The following is a 15,524-nucleotide window of genomic DNA, read 5'->3' as shown; positions in this document are numbered from 1 at the left end:
TCCAACACGCAGTCAACCTCGCCAGGTTGGAAGAGGCTCACCAACTCCTAACCAGACCACTCGGTGGGGAGACTCCCAGCGAGGCGCGGCCCGTCCTCGGTCAGCCGTCCTGGCCCTGCGGTCCGACGAACTGCATGTCCAGGTGAAGCTTGACGACATCGCCGAGAAGCCCGGTACCGAAGTCCAGCCCGAAGTCGCTGCGCCGGATCTCACCCGTCGCCTCGAACCCGGCGTGCTTCCTCTGGTCCACAGGGGAGTCCACCACCCCGCCGAACTCGACGGCGAGCGTGACCGGGCAGGTCACGTCCCCGATGGTCAGATCCCCTGCCATCGTCCAGTCCTCGCCCTCTCCGATCACCCGAGTCGAGCGGAACGTCATCGTCGGCCGCTTCTCCACATCGAGCAGCTCGGCGGAGCGGGTGTGCGCGTCGCGGTCGGAGTTGCCGGTGTCAATGGAGGCGAGAGCGATCTCGGCGCTCACCCGCACGTCGTCGGCGGTCTCACCGACGTACAGCGCGGCCTTCAGGTCGGTGAACCGGCCGCGGACCTTGGCGATCCCGAGGTGGCGGATGGTGAAGTTGACCGCCGAATGAAAGGGGTCGAGTTCCCAATCACCCGGGGAAAGGGGCAGCGCGGCGACGGAAGCGGCGGTGATGTTCGCGGAGTTGTCATTGCTCATGGCTCCATCGTGCGAGCTCCGTGGCACGCGAGGGAGGCCGGGCGAAGGGTGGTAGTGACAGGGCCATCCTCCGCGACGGCACGCGTTGTACGGTTCGGCAGGTGAACGACAACGAGTTGGGCACCTTCCTGCGCGCCCGCCGTGAAGCTGTCACCCCCGCCGCGGTGGGCCTGCCCACGGGCCTGCGCCGCCGCACGCCGGGGCTTCGCCGGGCCGAACTCGCCACGCTTGCCGGCATCAGCGTCGAGTACCTCACCCGACTCGAACAGGGCCGCGACCGCAACCCCTCGCCCCAGGTCCTCGGCGCCCTCGGCGATGCCCTGCGGCTGTCGCACGCGGACCGTCTCCTGTTCCACAGGCTGGCCAAGGACCACGGCGATGCCAAGGCGGTGTGTCAGTCGGTCACCGTCCCGCCAGTACGCACAGTGCGCCCCACCGTCCAGGCGCTTCTGGACCGCCTGGAGCCCGCGCCGGCCGTCCTGCTCAACTGGATCGGTGACATCGTGGCCTGCACGCAGGGCTATGAGCGCTTTGCCCGCCCGCTCGGCCTGCTCGACGGCGACCCGCCCAACATGATGCGGTATCTGTTCACCGATGCCAGGGCCCGCGCGGTCTACCCGGGATGGGACAGACTGGCCGACGAACAGGTCTCCCATCTGCGCGACGAGGCCTCGCCGCACGACCCTCATGTAGCCGCCCTCGCGGAGGAGCTGACCGCGACGGTGGGAGCGCCGTTCAGCGACCGGCTCGCCGTACCGGCCCTGCCCTCCCGGTTCGGGACCGAACTCGTCGACCACCCGGAGGTGGGCCGCCTGCGCCTCTCCTACGAGACACTCACGCTCTCGGACGAGGGCCAGCGCCTGGTGGTGCATCTCCCGGCCGACGAGGCCACGGCCACCGCGCTCGACCGTCTCAACGGCCGCAGGCCCGGAGCCCTGCGGGCGGTGAGCGGCTGACGTCACGGGGGCGGCCCGCCTGTCCCGCCGCTCCCTCGTTCACCCAGCTCACCAGTCTGCGGGGTTGCTTGCCTCCCCTCCACCTGGCCGCCCGCACATGCCGCCGGAGGTGCCGACGCCACGCCACAGGGCACCGGCAGGGCCCAGCAGACCGCCCGCCCGTCCGGGGGGCGCCGCCGGAGGCGGTGGCCCAGGCGAGCAGTTCAAGCATCCTCGCGTAGTCGTTGAAGCCCCGCATGCTTGTCCAGTGCGGACCGGGCCAGCGCCTTGGCCGCCTCCCGGTCGCCGCGCGCCCAGGAGGCGTGGCCGAGCGCCATCAGCACCTGCGCACGGCCCCACCGCTTCCCATTCGCCTCGAACGCAGCGATCACCTGCTGGCCCGTCTCCGCTGCGCGGGGTCCCCGGCGTAGGCCTCAGCACAAGCCAGTGAGAGGTGCCAGGAGACCGCCTCACGCTCATCGCCCAGCGGCCGAAGGTTGCGTCCAGGGAAGTGGTGTACGGGTTCGACCTGATCCGGGGGTTTGCTCCGGCATCGGGATGGTGCCCGCATAGATGAACTGCCACCGGCTGATCTTCGAAGTGTCGAAGCCTCGAAGGAGCGGGCCATGCGACTCGGATCACACCGTGTGCATCCACCCCGAGAACGCCTGACTCGTCAGATACTCTCCAGGTGAACCGCTCGCGCCCAACGAGCCCCATTCCCGACCGAAGAGCGAAGAGCCCCGTTGACTTCCTCCCCCGCCTAAAGGCGGGGGATTCCAGCGGTCGCCCGCCAGGGTTCCTGCTTCACCGACGACCGCCCCGTCCGGGAGGACTCCCGTTGAGGTCTTACACCGTCTCCACAGGCAGACGCCGCCAGCCCGGCGGCCAGGATGTTGCGCGCCGCGTTCACGTCGCGGTCATGCACGCTGCCGCAGGCGCACGTCCACGTACGGACGTTCAGCGGCAGCTTCGATGCGACCGTGCCGCAGTTCCCGCACAGCTTGCTGCTGGGGAACCAGCGGTCGATCACCACGAGTTCACGCCCGTACCAGGCACACTTGTACTGCAGCATCGAGCGCAGGTCCGTCCAGGCCGCGTCCGAGATGGCGCGTGCGAGGGTGCCGTTCTTCAGCAGGTTGCGGACACTCAGGTTCTCGATCACGACCGTTTGGTTATCGCGGACGAGTCGAGTCGACAGCTTGTGCAGGAAATCCCGGCGCCGGTCGGCGATCCGCGCGTGCACCCGGGCGACCTTGCGGCGGGCCTTCTCCCGGTTGTTGGAGCCCTTCGCCTTGCGCGACAACTCACGCTGCGCCCTGGCGAGACGGGCACGGTCACGCCGCTCATGCCGGGGGTTGGCGATCTTTTCCCCGGTGGACAGCGTCACCAGGGAGGTGATCCCGGCGTCCAGGCCAATGGCCGCCGTGGTGGCCGGGGCCGGGGTGATGGTGTCCTGGCACAGCAGGGACACGAACCAGCGGCCCGCCGCGTCCCGGGACACCGTCACCGTGGTCGGCTCCGCCCCCTCGGGCAGCAGACGCGACCAGCGGATATCCAACGGCTCGGCCATCTTCGCGAGCGTCAGCTTCCCCTCGCGCCACGTGAAGGCGCTGCGGGTGTACTCGGCCGACGCACGCGACTTCTTGCGCGACTTGAAGCGCGGATACTTCGCGCGCTGGGCGAAGAAGTTCCCGAACGCCGTCTGCAGATGGCGCAGCGCCTGCTGCAGCGGAACCGAGGACACCTCCGCCAGGAAGGCCAGTTCCCCGGTCTTTTTCCACTGCGTGAGCGCGGCGGAGGACTGCACGTAGGAGATCCGGCGCTGCTCCCCGGACCAGGCCCGAGTGCGCTCCTCCAGCGCCTTGTTGTAGACGAGGCGGACACAGCCGAACGTGCGCGACAGCTCAGCCGCCTGCACGCCGGTGGGGTAGAAGCGGTACTTGAACGCCCGCTTGACCTGCCGCGTCACGCCTCACACCGTATCAACTTCCCTGCTGGCGGCGGGTGTTGTCCGGTGGACGGCGCACGCCGGTCCGCCCTGGCGGCGAACCGGCTTGCCCTGCCCTGCTCCGCAGGAGCTTCGATTCCTCCCCGGCCTGAAGGCCGGGGTATCCACGAAGGACAGATCCGATGAGCACGCTCGAATTCACCGTCCTCGGCCTGGACTTGTCAACGCCCGGTCCGACCCGCGAACCCGGCCGGCTCGCCGCCAAGATCCTCAATCGCGGCAAGAAGCTCACCACCGTATTCGTCAGCCACGGCTCAGGACTCCGGGGCGAGACGACATGGGGTTGATATGGGCCTGTTGAGCACGCCGTACCAGAACACCGGCTTCGCCGTTCCCCCTTCCGCTGTCCCGGCCGGAGCGGTCCGCCGCCCGTGCTCCGGGAACACCCCTGCCCCCACGCAGAAAGGGTTACCCCAGTGACCAGCCTCCCCAGTCGACGGCGCCTCCTTGCCACCGGAGCGGGCGCCGCACTCGGACTCGGCGCGCTCGGCGCCACCGCGACCCCCACCGCGGCCGCCCCGGCCACAGCCGTACGCGGCGCCGGCTCCGAGGAGACCAGGAGCCTCGACGAGCTGTACCAGGACGCCGTCGCCGAAGGCGGCAAGCTCGTCGTCTACGCGGGCGGCGACCTCGCCAACTCCGGCAGCGGCGCCGGCGCCCGGACCGCCTTCCGCCAGCGGTTCCCGCAGATCGACCTCAACCTCATCGTGGACTACAGCAAGTACCACGACGTCCGCGTGGACAACCAGTTCGCGACCGACACCCTGGTCCCCGACGTGGTGCAGTTGCAGACGCTGCACGACTTCACTCGCTGGAAGCGCCAGGGACGGCTGCTGCACTACAAGCCCGCCGGCTTCGGCAAGCTCCACAAGAAGTTCCGCGATCCGGACGGTGCCTGGGTGGCCGGCATGGTCATCGCCTTCAGCTACCTGTACGACGTGGCGGCGGCCGGGGACCACGCCCCGAAGACGCCCCTGGACCTGGTCGACCCGCGCTGGAAGGGCGCCATCGCCTCCTCCTACCCGCACGACGACGACGCGGTGCTCTACCTCTTCGCCCTCTACGCGCAGACCTACGGCTGGGACTGGATAGCCGACTTCGCCGCCCAGCAACCGCAGTTCGCCCGAGGCTCCTTCTCCCCCGGCACCGCCGTCACCAACAAGGAGAAGATCATCGGCGTCGGCACAGGCGGCAGCCCGCTCATCACCACCCCGAACCGCTGGATGATGCCCGACGGACACCCGTTCATGGCGTGGGGCCAACGGATCGCGATCCTGAAGCAGGCCGCCAACCCCACAGCGGCCAAGCTCTACCTCAACTGGCAGCTGTCCACCGAGCGTCAGACCTCCAACAGCTGGTCGGTGCGCACCGACATCGCTCCGCCCACCGGCCTGAAGCCGATCTGGGAGTACCCGAACGCCAACGTGGACGGGTTCCCGCGCTTCATGGAGGACAGGGCCCAGGTCGAGCGCCTGAAGCAGACCTTCGCCCTCTACTTCGGCGAGGTCAAGGGCGACCCGACACCCGGCTGGCCCGGTCTGCACCCGGGCGCCTGACTCTCCATCAAGCCTCGTACGTGGCGAGTTCGACGGCCTCGGGTTGTCATACGGCGTGGTCGGATTGCAGCCAGCCGCGACATGGGCGCGCCGTACGCTGTCCATAGCGCGCGCTGACCACGTGCGGGGTCCTGGTTCCAGCGACCCCCGCTGGCCATCGACGAGTTGATCGACGACGCCGCGCCGCGCGCGTCGATCAGCGCCGCTCAGCCTGCCTAGCGGCGCCCTGGACGTCGGCAAATCCGAGTATCACGCCACGGCCCTGCTACGCGATGGCCGCACAACCCTCGACACACCACTGTCATACGGTGAGCCGCAACTGCGGGAAGTGTTCGCTCAGACCGGCCTGGACCGGCTCGCCGACGTCGACCACCGCAACAACGTGCTCAAGCCGAGCCAGGGCGGGTTCGTCGCGGTCTCCCCGCTGGAGAGCGTGTACGTCACCAGCCCGGCGGTGCGGCAGGACTAGGGCCTGTCCGATGGGACGCAGCACTGATCGGGCACAGGGTGGCCAGTGATCGCTGTTAACCTCGGCAGTCCGTTGATGGCTGGTCGTTGGGAAGGGAGCCCAGATGGAAGCACCGGGCAGGCCGTTCCTGATGCATGTCGGAGATCTCTTCTGGCAGAACCAGGGCAGGGTGGTCATGCTGGCCGGCTTGATCGAGCGCGGGCGGGTTCGTAAGGGCGATGTGGTGGAGATCGTCGGTTTCGGTGGGACCGCACTCGTCGCCGTCGAAGAGATCGAAGCTTCGCGGCGGTCTGTCGACGAGGCGAGTGCAGGCATGAACGTGGGCCTGCTGATACGTGGGGCGGCAGCCGGCGCGGTGGAGCGGGGGCAGGTGCTGGCGGCGCCTGGCTCAATCAGCGGACACACCCGTTTTGCCGCGGACATCACGCTCTTGTCAGAGGAGCACGGTGGTACTGAAGTACGCACTGGTGAGCGACTCCACTTCCAGTTCGGCACTGCCGCTGTAGCGGGAGACGTGACGCTTACCGGGGGATTGGATGTGTTGAATCCGCTCCATTGGGGCGACGTGACGATCACGCTTGAACGGCCTGTCGCCTTGGAGGAAGGACAGTCCTTTGCTTTTCGGTACCGCGGACGGGCTGCTGGCTCAGGGCGTGTGATGCGCCTTCTCGACTGAGCCTCGTCAACGAAGCCAGAGCCGAATCGTTGCGGCAGTGACCGTGCCATGGAAGACATAGACGCGCTTGTCAAAGCGTGTCGCCACGGCGCGTGACCCCTTGAGGCCATTAATCGTTCCTTCTACCTCGTTCCTGCGGACGTACTTGGCCCGGTCGGAGCCGGCAGGTCTCCCTCCCCTGCTGCCACGCTTCTGTCGATGGTCTCGCTGATCGCGGCGCTCGGGAATGGTGTGCTTTATGTGTCGGCGACGCAGGTAACGGCGGTTGCGGCGGGAGCTGTACGCCTTGTCCCCGCTCAGGTGGTCGGGTCGAGTGCGAGGATGGCCACCGGCCGGACGCGGTACGTGAATACGCTCCAGTACAGGGATCAACTTGGGCCCGTCGCCAGCCTGACCGGCTGTGACCAAGATGGCCAGCGGCCGCCGACCGCCTTCGCCCGCCAAGTGGATCTTCGTGGTCAGCCCTCCTCGGGAACGACCCAGCCCCTCGTCGCCCCGATGATGTGCAGACCGGGCCCGTCTGCCCGGAATCCGTGGAGGCGCCTTGCGGGCGCCCGCCGCGTGTTGATGTGCACGGCACACCGTCGAATCCACGCCCACCATGGACCAGTCGATGCGGCCATCGGCATCAGCCGCGGTCAAGACGGCTTGAAGTATCCCGTCCCACGTGCCGTCCGCCGACCAGCGGCGGTGCCTGTCATGCACGGTCTTCCAGCTCCCGAAACGCTCAGGCAAATCCTGCCAGGGGATGCCCGTCCGTTGCCGGAAGAAGATACCGTCGATGATCACGCGATGGCTCTTCCACCGTCCGCCCCGTCCTGTGGTCTTCGGCAAGTGCGGCTCCAGCCGAGCCCACTCCAGGTCTGTCAGATCGCCCCGCCTGTGTCATGCGGTATGCGTCTCATCACCCATCGCACCGCCGGCCTGGGTGATTACGCTGCGGGCCACGATTGGCTCACGATCGTCCAGCTCCCCTTCTGCAGCCCCGACTTGAACCCGGTGGAAGGGGTTTGGCGCCTGTTACGAGGAGACCCGGTGGCCAGCACCGCATTCACCGACCCTGACCACCTCACCCGCCCCCTCCGCCGAGGCCCGCCCACATTGAGCGCCACCCGGGACTCATCGACGGCTGCCTCACCGAAACGGGCCTGACCCTCAACCCCGGCACCCGAGGCCAATCCGATAAGGTCAGTAGTCATCCACCGCTCTGGCGAGCGGCTTTGCGAAGCGAGTCCCACAGGGTGTCGATGTGGTCGGGCAGCGTCGTCGTCGCGCCGATGGCGACGCGAATCGCGAAGTGACCGTTGACCGATGTGTGCGTGAGGAAGGAATGCCCTTCGGCGTTGACCGCCTCCATTGCTGCCTTGGTAGCGGCGTCGTCGGGGCGCCCTTCCCGGTCGACGAGGTACAGACATACGAGGGCCAGTGATGGCGGGGTGGCCAGGGCGAAGCCCGACTCGCTCTCAATCCGGCCGGCCAAGGAGTTGGCCATGGCGACGTGGCCGCGGATGCTTTCGCGCAGGCCTTCCAGTCCGGCGCCGTGCACCACCGACCAGATCTTCAACGCGCGCATACGACGGCCCAACGGGACCTGCCAGTCGCGGTAATCGATGACTTCGCCCGATTCGGTCGCAGCGTTACGCAGGTACTCCGGCGTGATGGACAGCGCTGTGGGCAGCGCTTGGGCATCCCTCACCCACATGAACGAGGCGTCGAAGGCGGTGTAGAACCACTTGTGTGCGTCGGTGCAGAACGAGTCGACAAGGTTCACGCCGTCCAGGAGCCAGCGGAACTCGGGACACAACGCCGCGACTCCTGCCCACGCGGCGTCGACGTGCACCCACGCCTCGTACGCACGCGCTACCAGCGCGACGTCTCTCACGGGGTCGATGGCACCCGTGCCGGTTGTTCCCACGGTCGGACAGACCATGACCGGCCTCTTTCCGGCGGCCGCGTCCTTGGCCAGCATGGCTGCCAGGGCATCCGCCGACATGGACAGCGTGCCCTGGGTAAAGGGGACGATCCGCAATGCTCGCGCGCCGAGCCCGGCCACACGCACGGCCTTGGCCAGTGACGAGTGGGTCTCGGCAGTGACGTACACCGTCTCGGTGCCGTCCACGCCGTGTTCGCGCCAGTCCGGGTTGCTGCGCTGCAGCGCAGCCAGCAGGGCGGCCAACGATGCCGACGAAGCAGAATCCTGCAGCGAACCGCCTCCGCCTCCGGCGAAAGTGAACTCGCGACCCAGGCCCAGGGCTTCCGCCAGGCCGTCGAGCAGGACCTGCTCGATCTCCGTCCCGGCCGGCGATGTCGACCAGAGCATTCCCTGCGCCCCGATCCCGCCCGATGCGATGTCGCCGAGGAGCGACAGCAGGGACGCGTTCGCTGGGAAGTAGCCGAAGAAGCCCGGGTGCTGCCAGTGGAGCGACGAGGGGACGACCACGTCGTTGAGCAAGGCGATGAGATCATCGCCCAGCGCCTGGGACGGCTGCTCAGGCAGTTCACGAGGAAGCTGCGCCTTCACGGAGCCCGGTGAGACCTTCGGCCGCACGTGCAGGGTAGGGAGCGAGGTGCGGTATTGGGCGACCCAGTCGACCAACTGGTGGCCCTGGCGGCGGAATTCATCTGGCTCAAGATCAGGCATGCGCTGTCCTTAAGAGGTGGTGTTGGTCATGACGAGGGCTGAGCGCCCACCTGAGCGCTGGGGACGATCAGGTGTCCGGGGCGAGCCGGCCGCTACCGGATTCAGAGGGCCTCGATGCCGCGTACCGACTGGTGCCGCACCAGAGCCTTGAGTCTACAGTTGTAGATTAATAGCTCCAATGTAATCCCTTATGGGGTCGCTGGGAAGGGGGCGCCATGGGGACCACTCTCACGGCGACCGGGAATGACAGCTCTTTGCCCTCGCTCCGTGCGCCCCTGCCGCGAGCACGTGGCGTAAGAGGTTCACCAGGTCACAGGGTTGGGTCTGCGGGTCACACGACCCCTCGGACTCATCCGCCGTGAGGCCCGCGAGTGCGACCACAACCCTCAGCATTCAGGCGTCTACCCGTTGGTAAGGTGTCACCATGCCCAAGATCGTGGACCACGACGCGCGGCGTGAAGAGATCATCGAAGCCGTATGGCGCCTTGTCGCGCGGCGAGGATTCGCGGCGCTGAACATGCGGGATCTCGCCGCCGAAGCTGGATTCACCAACGGTGCGCTCGCACGATACTTTCCCACCAAAGCAGCCATTCTGCGGGCCGCGCTGGAGCGCGCCAATGCGGCCACCGAGCAGCGGGCCGCCCGCACCATCGCCGGCGCCGACGGCCTGAACGCGTTCCGCAAGTTCTGCGTCGAGATCATGCCCCTGGACGACGAGCGTCTCAATGAGGCCCGCGTGGTCATCGGCTTCTGGAATTACGCGGTAGCCGATCAGGAACTGATCGGCGTCTACGACCAGGCGATATCGCGCTGGCGCGATCAGATGCTCTCGTATCTGCACACTGCGGCTGAAGCGGGAGAGATCAACCCATCCTGCGATCTCGATGCGTTCTTGGACCTTGCGATGGCCACGCTGATGGGACTCCAGATCAACGCGATCTTCGCGGCTCGCCTGACCACACCCTCCCGCCAGTTGCGGATACTCGACGGACTCATCGCGGGGTTGCAGACCGGCACCTCATGATGTGAACACGCAGGCGCAGAAGTACTCACCTCTGGATCAGTTGCATCTGATCCGCCCCTTGTGTCACAACCACCGGTGCCCATGGACCCGCGACACCACCGTCGGCAGCGGAAAACTACGGCAGCCGGGGCGCCTCAGCAACCCGTTCGTCCCGTGGTCCGGGTGGCGTGGACCACCGCCGTCCCGGCTTCGCGCCGTCCTCCGCCCTGCAGACATACGAAGGGGCGAGAATCGAATGCGTCGGGCTTCTCGGCAGCGGCGGCGTAGGCAGGTGCCGTGGACATCGGCGGCCGATGGCCGAGCGCTCCCTCACTCGGGCTTCGTACAATTTGGGTCCGAACGGTAATGTCGAACCAGTGCGTCGCAGAGACGTCGAAGGGGTGTGCCCGTGCCCGGCCATCGATCCATCACCGAAGCCGAGAAGCTGGCCGCTGCAAAGCTCGGCGGCATCCCGATCCGCCATGAGCAGATGGCTGTGGTGGCCAATATCCACCGGGCGGCCTCGGCGGTACGACAGCATCTGGAGAACTCCGTGCTCCGCGGATCCGATCTCACCTGGACGGCGTTCGTCGTGCTCTGGGTGGTCTGGATCTGGGGCGAGTCGGAGACCCGGCACGTGGCTGAGGAAGCGGGGATCTCCAAGGGCACACTCACTGGGGTCGCGCGCACGCTGGAGGCTCGGGGGCTCATGCGGCGGGGCGGTCATCCCACCGACGGGAGGCTGGTTCTGCTCAGCCTCACGGACGAGGGTGAGGAACTGATGCGGCGGGTGTTTCCGCAGTTCAACGAGGAGGAGGCATTCGTGGCCGAGCAGCTGGACGACGACGAGTGCCGCAGCGTCGCGGACGGACTGCGGCGAGTTGTGCTCCAGGTCGAGGAGCACGGCGAGGAGCGTCGGCGCGCCCTGCTGAACGGTGCCGAGCCCGCCCTGCGTCGCAGTGGTCGCCGTCCGAAGCCGAAGGCGTGAAGGGGAGCCCGCGCAGCGGGGCAGGACTCAGAGGGAGAACGCCTCCGCCGCGATGACGGCCGGCGGCGCTCGGAGCCCTCGCGTTACCGGTGACGCGGTGGCAGCGATCCCCCTCCCCGCCGGTGGACCGCGGCGGCTGATCGCATCGGGCGATGGCGATGTCCTGTGGTCCCAGCCCTCGGGCGGCGGTGATGCGCCGCAGAGTCATGCCGGGACCGAGGCAGCCGCGGGAGCGGGACTTGCGCGGCGTCCGACGAGGAAGACGGCGGTAGGTTCTCGTGCTGTCAACGGCGGTCCCGTGCGGCGCCTACCAGGGCGTCGAACAGTCCCTGCTGGGCGGGGTCTTCATGGGCGGTGTCCTCGGGGTGCCACTGGACCGCGGCGAACCAGCCGAGAACTCCGGGCAGTTCGAGCCCTTCCACCGTGTCGTCGGCGGCCCGGGCGGTAATCGTGAGGCCGGCGCCCGTACGGTCGACCCGCTGGTGGTGGTAGCAGGATGCCTCCACCTTCTCGGCGCCGGTGGCCTGTTCCAGCAGCGAGCCGCGCCGGATCGCCATCGGGTGCACGACATGTCGGTGCTCGCGGTCCGGACCGCCCATGTCCTGGTGGAGGGTGCCGCCGAGGGCGGTGTTGACGACCTGGAGGCCGCGGCAGATCGCGAGCAGGGGCAGGCCCAGGTCGAGGGACTGGCGGGCCACTTCCAGGTCGAAGGCGTCCTGGAGGTCGTCGACGTCGTACACGCTGTCGTGGGTGTCGGTCGCGCCGTAGCGGTACGGGGCGAGATCGCCGCCGCCGGGGAGGAGGACGCCGTCGAAGCGGGCGAGGCGGGCGGCCACGCCGGCGGCGGTGGGCTCGGCGGGGTGGATGGTGGCCGGTTCGCCGCCGGCCCGCCAGACCGCCTCGACCAGCGCGCGGGCGTTGACCTCGGCGGCGTAGCGCAGGGCGGAGGTGGAGGCGGCGAAGCGGGCGGGGATCGCGATCAGCGGTCGCGCGGGCGTCGTCACAGCTGGATCCAGGTGGTCTTGAGTTCGGTGTACTTCTCGATGGCGTGGGCGGACTTGTCGCGTCCGTTGCCGGACTGCTTCACGCCGCCGAAGGGCACGGTGAGGTCGCCCTCCTCGTAGCAGTTGACCCAGACCGTGCCGGCCTTCAGCGCGCGTGAGACCTGGTGGGCGGTGGACAGGTCGGAGGTCCACAGCCCGGCGGCCAGGCCGTACTCGGTGTCGTTGGCGAGCGCGACGGCCTCGTCGAGGTCGTCGAAAGTGAGCACCGACAGGACGGGGCCGAAGATCTCCTCACGGGCCAGCCGCATGCCCGGATCCACGTGGTCGAAGACGGTGGGCTGCAGGTAACTGCCGCCGGTGTCGGCGAGCGTGCGGCTGCCCCCGGCCCGCAGCCGAGCGCCCTCGTTGAGGCCGGTGCCGATGTGCTCCAGTACGCGCTGCAGGTGGCACTCACCGACCAGCGCCCCCATCTCGGTCGCCGGGTCGAGCGGGTCACCGATCCGTAGTTCCCGGGCCCGCGCCACGATGGTGTCCGTCACGCGCTCGGCAATAGAGGAGTGGACGAGCAGCCGCGAAGGGGCCGTGCACATCTCGCCCTGGTTGAAGAAGATGCCCCAGGCGGCGGTTTCGGCGGCCTTCTCCAGGTCGGGTGCGTCCGGGAGGATGATGTTGGGTGACTTGCCGCCCAGCTCCAGCCAGACGCGCTTGAGGTTGGAGTCGGCCGCGTACCGCAGGAAGTGCCGCCCGACGACGGTGGACCCGGTGAAGGCCAGCACGTCGACGTCCGGGTGGAGGCCGATCGCCCGTCCGGCGGTGGGCCCGTCGCCGGTGACGACGTTGAGTACGCCCGGCGGCAGCCCGGCCTCGGTCGCCAGCCGACCGAGCAGCAACGCGGACAGCGGCGAGTTCTCCGACGGCTTGAGCACCACGGTGCAGCCGGCCGCGAGCGCCGGAGCGACCTTCCAGCTCGCCAGTGTGAGAGGGAAGTTCCAGGGGACGACCGCGCCGACGACACCCGCCGGTTCGCGGGTGACCAGGGCGAGCGCGTCGGGCGCGGTGTGCGGCGACTCGTCGGTGAGCTTGTCCGCCAGCTGCCCGTACCACCGAAAGGTGTTGATCGCGGCGCGCAGCTCGATGTCGTACGCGTCCGTGATCGGCTTGCCCATCTCCAGGCTGACCGTCAGCGCCAGCCGGTGACGCTGTTCCTCCAGCAGATCAGCGATCCGCAACAGGGCCCGGCCTCGGTCGGCAGGTGCAAGGCGTGGCCACGGCCCCGAGTCGAAGGCCCGGCGTGCGGCGGCCACGGCAGCGTCCACCTCGGCGGGCTGGGCGTCGGCCACGTGCGCCAGCACTTGCCCGTCGCGGGGCGAGAGGGCCGGGTAGGACTGCCCGCCGCCGGGTTCGTCGGCGCCGTCGATGTGGTGCGCACCTGACACGTCCAGTGCCGTGGCCCGGCGCAGCCAGTCGTCGTGGGTGGTGTCCAGCATGCGTAGCCTCCAGGTCAGGGCATTACGTTTGAATCCAAACGATAAGCCACGGGCGGTCCCCGCACGGGAGACCGGGGTCTCGACCGGCTTGTCGTTCGGTCGTACGGTCAACGGGTTATGGGCATGCACGGGCGAACTCGCGTCCCTGCGCACGGATCACCGCCTCGGCGTACCGGTGCTTGGTGTCTGCTTCGGCGGCCGGGGGCCGACCACCGCGCTCGGTGGATCGGTCAATGCGTCATCGCGCCCGGAGATCGGCCGGCGTTCCAGGTGGGGCGCTTTCTGGGGATGCGGATCCGGAGATCACCAGGGCTATGACGCGCGACCGCCTCGACCTCGGCGGCGCGGAGCGGTGCGTACGGCTGGCACGTCGGCCACTTGACGTAGCGGCCGACTGACGGCTTCTTCACGCACCCCGGGCTCAGGGCAAGCCCTCCCCCGGCCCGGAGAGGTCGGTGTGGCCGGTCCGGGCCCGAGGGGGAGGACAAGGACCTGGCCGACCACACCGCGGGCCAGGCTCAGACGTCGGCCATCGCCCTGCCACGAGGCAGTCGCGCGGCGATGACGCCCAGGACCAGGACCGCCGGGACGGTGAGCTCCAGCCACATCGCCGTGCCCTGGTCCCCGCCGATGAGGGTGGTGAAGTTGGCCAGGATCAGCCAGATGGCGCCGGCGATGCCGAGCGCACCCAGGACGGGGGCGATCAGCGTGTTCCAGGCGCGAGTGTCCAGCCGTTCCCGGCGGAAGAACACGACCACGGAGACGGAGGTCAGGAAGTACAGGAGCATGACCGCCAGCACCGCGACCCCACTGAACCAGGAGAAGAGGCTCAGCACCGGGTCCTTGCCCAGCAGCGCGAAGGGCATGACCAACGCGAGCGAGATCACGGTCTGCACGCCGCCGGCCGCCCAGGGCGAGTGGCGTCGGTTGACCGCGGTCAGCCCGCGCGGCAGCAGGCCGTCGCGGCCGAGCGAGAACAGGTAGCGGTTGGCGGAGTTGTGGAAGGCGAGGACGCCGGCGAAGAGGGAGGTGACCAGCAGGATGGGCAGCGCGTCGCCTGCCCAGCCGCCGAACTGCGCGGTGATCGGCGCGAAGACCCAGGACGTGGCGTCGCCGCTCTCCAGTGCCTTCCCGGCGGCCGCGGTGGCCTTCGAGGCGCCATGGGCGGAGACCAGCATCCACGAGGTGAAGGCGAAGAAGACGGTGACGACCATGACGGACAGGTACGTGGCCCGGGGGACGGTCCTGCGGGGCTCCCGTGCCTCCTCGCCGTAGATCGCTGTGGCCTCGAAGCCGAACATCGACGCCACAGCGAACATCAGCGCCACGCCCGGTGCCCCCTGCAGGGCCGCATGGGGCGAGAAGCTGTCGGCGAAGCCCAGCCCCTCGGTACCGCCGCCCTTGAAGAAGGTCACCAGGGCGAAGGCGAACAGGATGCTGAACTCGGCCAGGACGAAGACGGCGAGGATCTTGGCGCCCATCTCGATCCCGGCGGCACCGAGGATCTGGACGATCACCACGGTGACCAGGACCCAGACCCACCACGGTGCGCTCAGCCCCGCGTACTGCTCGACCAGGCCGCTGACGATGAAGCCGTACAAGCCGTACATGGCGGCCTGGACCGCACAGTAGGCGAAGAGCGCGACTCCTGCGCTCCCGGAGCCGATGGGGCGGCCGAGCCCCTTGCCGATGTAGGTGTAGAAGGCGCCGGCGTCCACGACATGTCGCCCCATGGCGACGAAGCCGACGGAGAACAGCAGGATGACGGCGCCGACCGCGGCATACGCGGCGGGCGCGCCCGCGCCGTTGCCGATGGCGACGGCGATGGGCACGGCACCGGCTATGCCGGTCAGCGGCGCCTGCGCGGAGAGAACGAAGAAGACGATTCCCAGAACACCGAGGGAGTTGGGTTTGAGCCGGCCTGCAGCGGAGGGGCTCTGTACGGTCTGTGTTGGTTCGACCGTCTGACTGTCCACGCGGATCACCTGCCTGGAAGGGGGAGAGGTTTCGTTTCGAGCCAAACGAGTTGCCTCATAGTGGGCTGGAACTATCCAGATGGCAAGGGTTTGTGTGGT

General features: G+C 68.6%; 14 protein-coding genes. 7 read left to right on the top strand and 7 right to left on the bottom strand.

The window, feature by feature from the left end:
- Positions 1–100 precede the first annotated feature (100 nt).
- Complete coding sequence (locus ACIOHP_RS49115) at positions 101–679, bottom strand: YceI family protein (RefSeq protein ID WP_401898243.1); 579 nt, start codon at positions 677–679, stop codon at positions 101–103.
- A gap of 101 nt (positions 680–780) precedes the next feature.
- Here ACIOHP_RS49115 and ACIOHP_RS49110 point away from each other — a divergent pair, with 101 nt between their 5' ends.
- Positions 781–1,635 carry a helix-turn-helix domain-containing protein gene (locus tag ACIOHP_RS49110; RefSeq protein ID WP_401898241.1) on the top strand — a complete coding sequence of 285 codons (855 nt, stop codon included), beginning with the start codon at positions 781–783 and terminating at the stop codon, positions 1,633–1,635.
- A gap of 742 nt (positions 1,636–2,377) precedes the next feature.
- Here ACIOHP_RS49110 and ACIOHP_RS49105 read toward each other — a convergent pair.
- Positions 2,378–3,586, bottom strand: a complete 1,209-nt coding sequence (locus ACIOHP_RS49105) for an RNA-guided endonuclease InsQ/TnpB family protein (protein ID WP_401898240.1) — start codon at positions 3,584–3,586, stop codon at positions 2,378–2,380.
- A gap of 161 nt (positions 3,587–3,747) precedes the next feature.
- Between ACIOHP_RS49105 and ACIOHP_RS49100 the strand changes: the two genes are divergently transcribed.
- The 4 genes from ACIOHP_RS49100 to ACIOHP_RS49085 all read left to right on the top strand — a co-directional run bounded on the left by ACIOHP_RS49100 (position 3,748) and on the right by ACIOHP_RS49085 (position 6,326).
- Positions 3,748–3,912 carry a hypothetical protein gene (locus ACIOHP_RS49100; RefSeq protein WP_401898237.1) on the top strand — a complete coding sequence of 55 codons (165 nt, stop codon included), beginning with the start codon at positions 3,748–3,750 and terminating at the stop codon, positions 3,910–3,912.
- Positions 3,913–4,041: 129 nt separating this feature from the next.
- Positions 4,042–5,181: an ABC transporter substrate-binding protein gene (locus ACIOHP_RS49095; RefSeq protein WP_401898235.1), complete on the top strand. Its 1,140-nt coding sequence runs from the start codon at positions 4,042–4,044 to the stop codon at positions 5,179–5,181.
- Between the two features lie 328 nt (positions 5,182–5,509).
- Positions 5,510–5,650 carry a hypothetical protein gene (locus ACIOHP_RS49090; protein WP_401898232.1) on the top strand — a complete coding sequence of 47 codons (141 nt, stop codon included), beginning with the start codon at positions 5,510–5,512 and terminating at the stop codon, positions 5,648–5,650.
- 103 nt (positions 5,651–5,753) lie between these two features.
- Positions 5,754–6,326, top strand: coding sequence for an EF-Tu/IF-2/RF-3 family GTPase (locus ACIOHP_RS49085; RefSeq protein ID WP_401898230.1), 573 nt, complete (start codon positions 5,754–5,756; stop codon positions 6,324–6,326).
- Positions 6,327–6,332: 6 nt separating this feature from the next.
- Here the strand turns inward: ACIOHP_RS49085 and ACIOHP_RS49080 are convergent, their stop codons facing one another.
- On the bottom strand, positions 6,333–7,196 hold the full coding sequence (locus ACIOHP_RS49080) for an IS5 family transposase (protein ID WP_401898256.1): 864 nt from the start codon (positions 7,194–7,196) through the stop codon (positions 6,333–6,335).
- A gap of 325 nt (positions 7,197–7,521) precedes the next feature.
- Positions 7,522–8,967 carry a pyridoxal phosphate-dependent decarboxylase family protein gene (locus ACIOHP_RS49075; protein ID WP_401898227.1) on the bottom strand — a complete coding sequence of 482 codons (1,446 nt, stop codon included), beginning with the start codon at positions 8,965–8,967 and terminating at the stop codon, positions 7,522–7,524.
- Between the two features lie 424 nt (positions 8,968–9,391).
- Between ACIOHP_RS49075 and ACIOHP_RS49070 the strand changes: the two genes are divergently transcribed.
- Complete coding sequence (locus ACIOHP_RS49070) at positions 9,392–9,991, top strand: TetR/AcrR family transcriptional regulator (RefSeq protein WP_329231574.1); 600 nt, start codon at positions 9,392–9,394, stop codon at positions 9,989–9,991.
- Between the two features lie 388 nt (positions 9,992–10,379).
- Complete coding sequence (locus ACIOHP_RS49065) at positions 10,380–10,958, top strand: MarR family winged helix-turn-helix transcriptional regulator (protein WP_007379215.1); 579 nt, start codon at positions 10,380–10,382, stop codon at positions 10,956–10,958.
- A 284-nt stretch (positions 10,959–11,242) separates the two neighbouring features.
- On the opposite strand, the gene ACIOHP_RS49060 is transcribed toward ACIOHP_RS49065, so the two are convergent.
- From ACIOHP_RS49060 to ACIOHP_RS49050, 3 genes are all read right to left on the bottom strand, one after another.
- Positions 11,243–11,962: a gamma-glutamyl-gamma-aminobutyrate hydrolase family protein gene (locus ACIOHP_RS49060; RefSeq protein WP_401898225.1), complete on the bottom strand. Its 720-nt coding sequence runs from the start codon at positions 11,960–11,962 to the stop codon at positions 11,243–11,245.
- Complete coding sequence (locus tag ACIOHP_RS49055) at positions 11,959–13,449, bottom strand: aldehyde dehydrogenase (RefSeq protein ID WP_401898224.1); 1,491 nt, start codon at positions 13,447–13,449, stop codon at positions 11,959–11,961. The genes ACIOHP_RS49060 and ACIOHP_RS49055 overlap by 4 nt, the downstream gene beginning before the upstream one ends.
- Positions 13,450–13,967: 518 nt before the next feature.
- Positions 13,968–15,425 (bottom strand): APC family permease, encoded by a 1,458-nt coding sequence (locus ACIOHP_RS49050; protein ID WP_401898223.1) that lies wholly within the window; start codon positions 15,423–15,425, stop codon positions 13,968–13,970.
- Positions 15,426–15,524: the final 99 nt, after the last annotated feature.

Source organism: Streptomyces sp. NPDC087859 (genome assembly GCF_044742595.1).
In the GTDB taxonomy this organism is placed as follows: Bacteria; Actinomycetota; Actinomycetes; order Streptomycetales; family Streptomycetaceae; genus Streptomyces; species Streptomyces canus_F.
The sequence above is the reverse complement of the archived record's forward strand: the minus strand, read 5'-3'. Positions and strand labels throughout refer to the sequence as shown.

Coding starts and splice junctions, on each gene's coding strand:
- ACIOHP_RS49115 (WP_401898243.1), bottom strand. CDS start 679: ATGAGCAATGACAACTCCGCGAACATCACCGCCGCTTCCGTCGCCGCG.
- ACIOHP_RS49100 (WP_401898237.1), top strand. CDS start 3,748: ATGAGCACGCTCGAATTCACCGTCCTCGGCCTGGACTTGTCAACGCCC.
- ACIOHP_RS49085 (WP_401898230.1), top strand. CDS start 5,754: ATGGAAGCACCGGGCAGGCCGTTCCTGATGCATGTCGGAGATCTCTTC.
- ACIOHP_RS49075 (WP_401898227.1), bottom strand. CDS start 8,967: ATGCCTGATCTTGAGCCAGATGAATTCCGCCGCCAGGGCCACCAGTTG.
- ACIOHP_RS49070 (WP_329231574.1), top strand. CDS start 9,392: ATGCCCAAGATCGTGGACCACGACGCGCGGCGTGAAGAGATCATCGAA.
- ACIOHP_RS49055 (WP_401898224.1), bottom strand. CDS start 13,449: ATGCTGGACACCACCCACGACGACTGGCTGCGCCGGGCCACGGCACTG.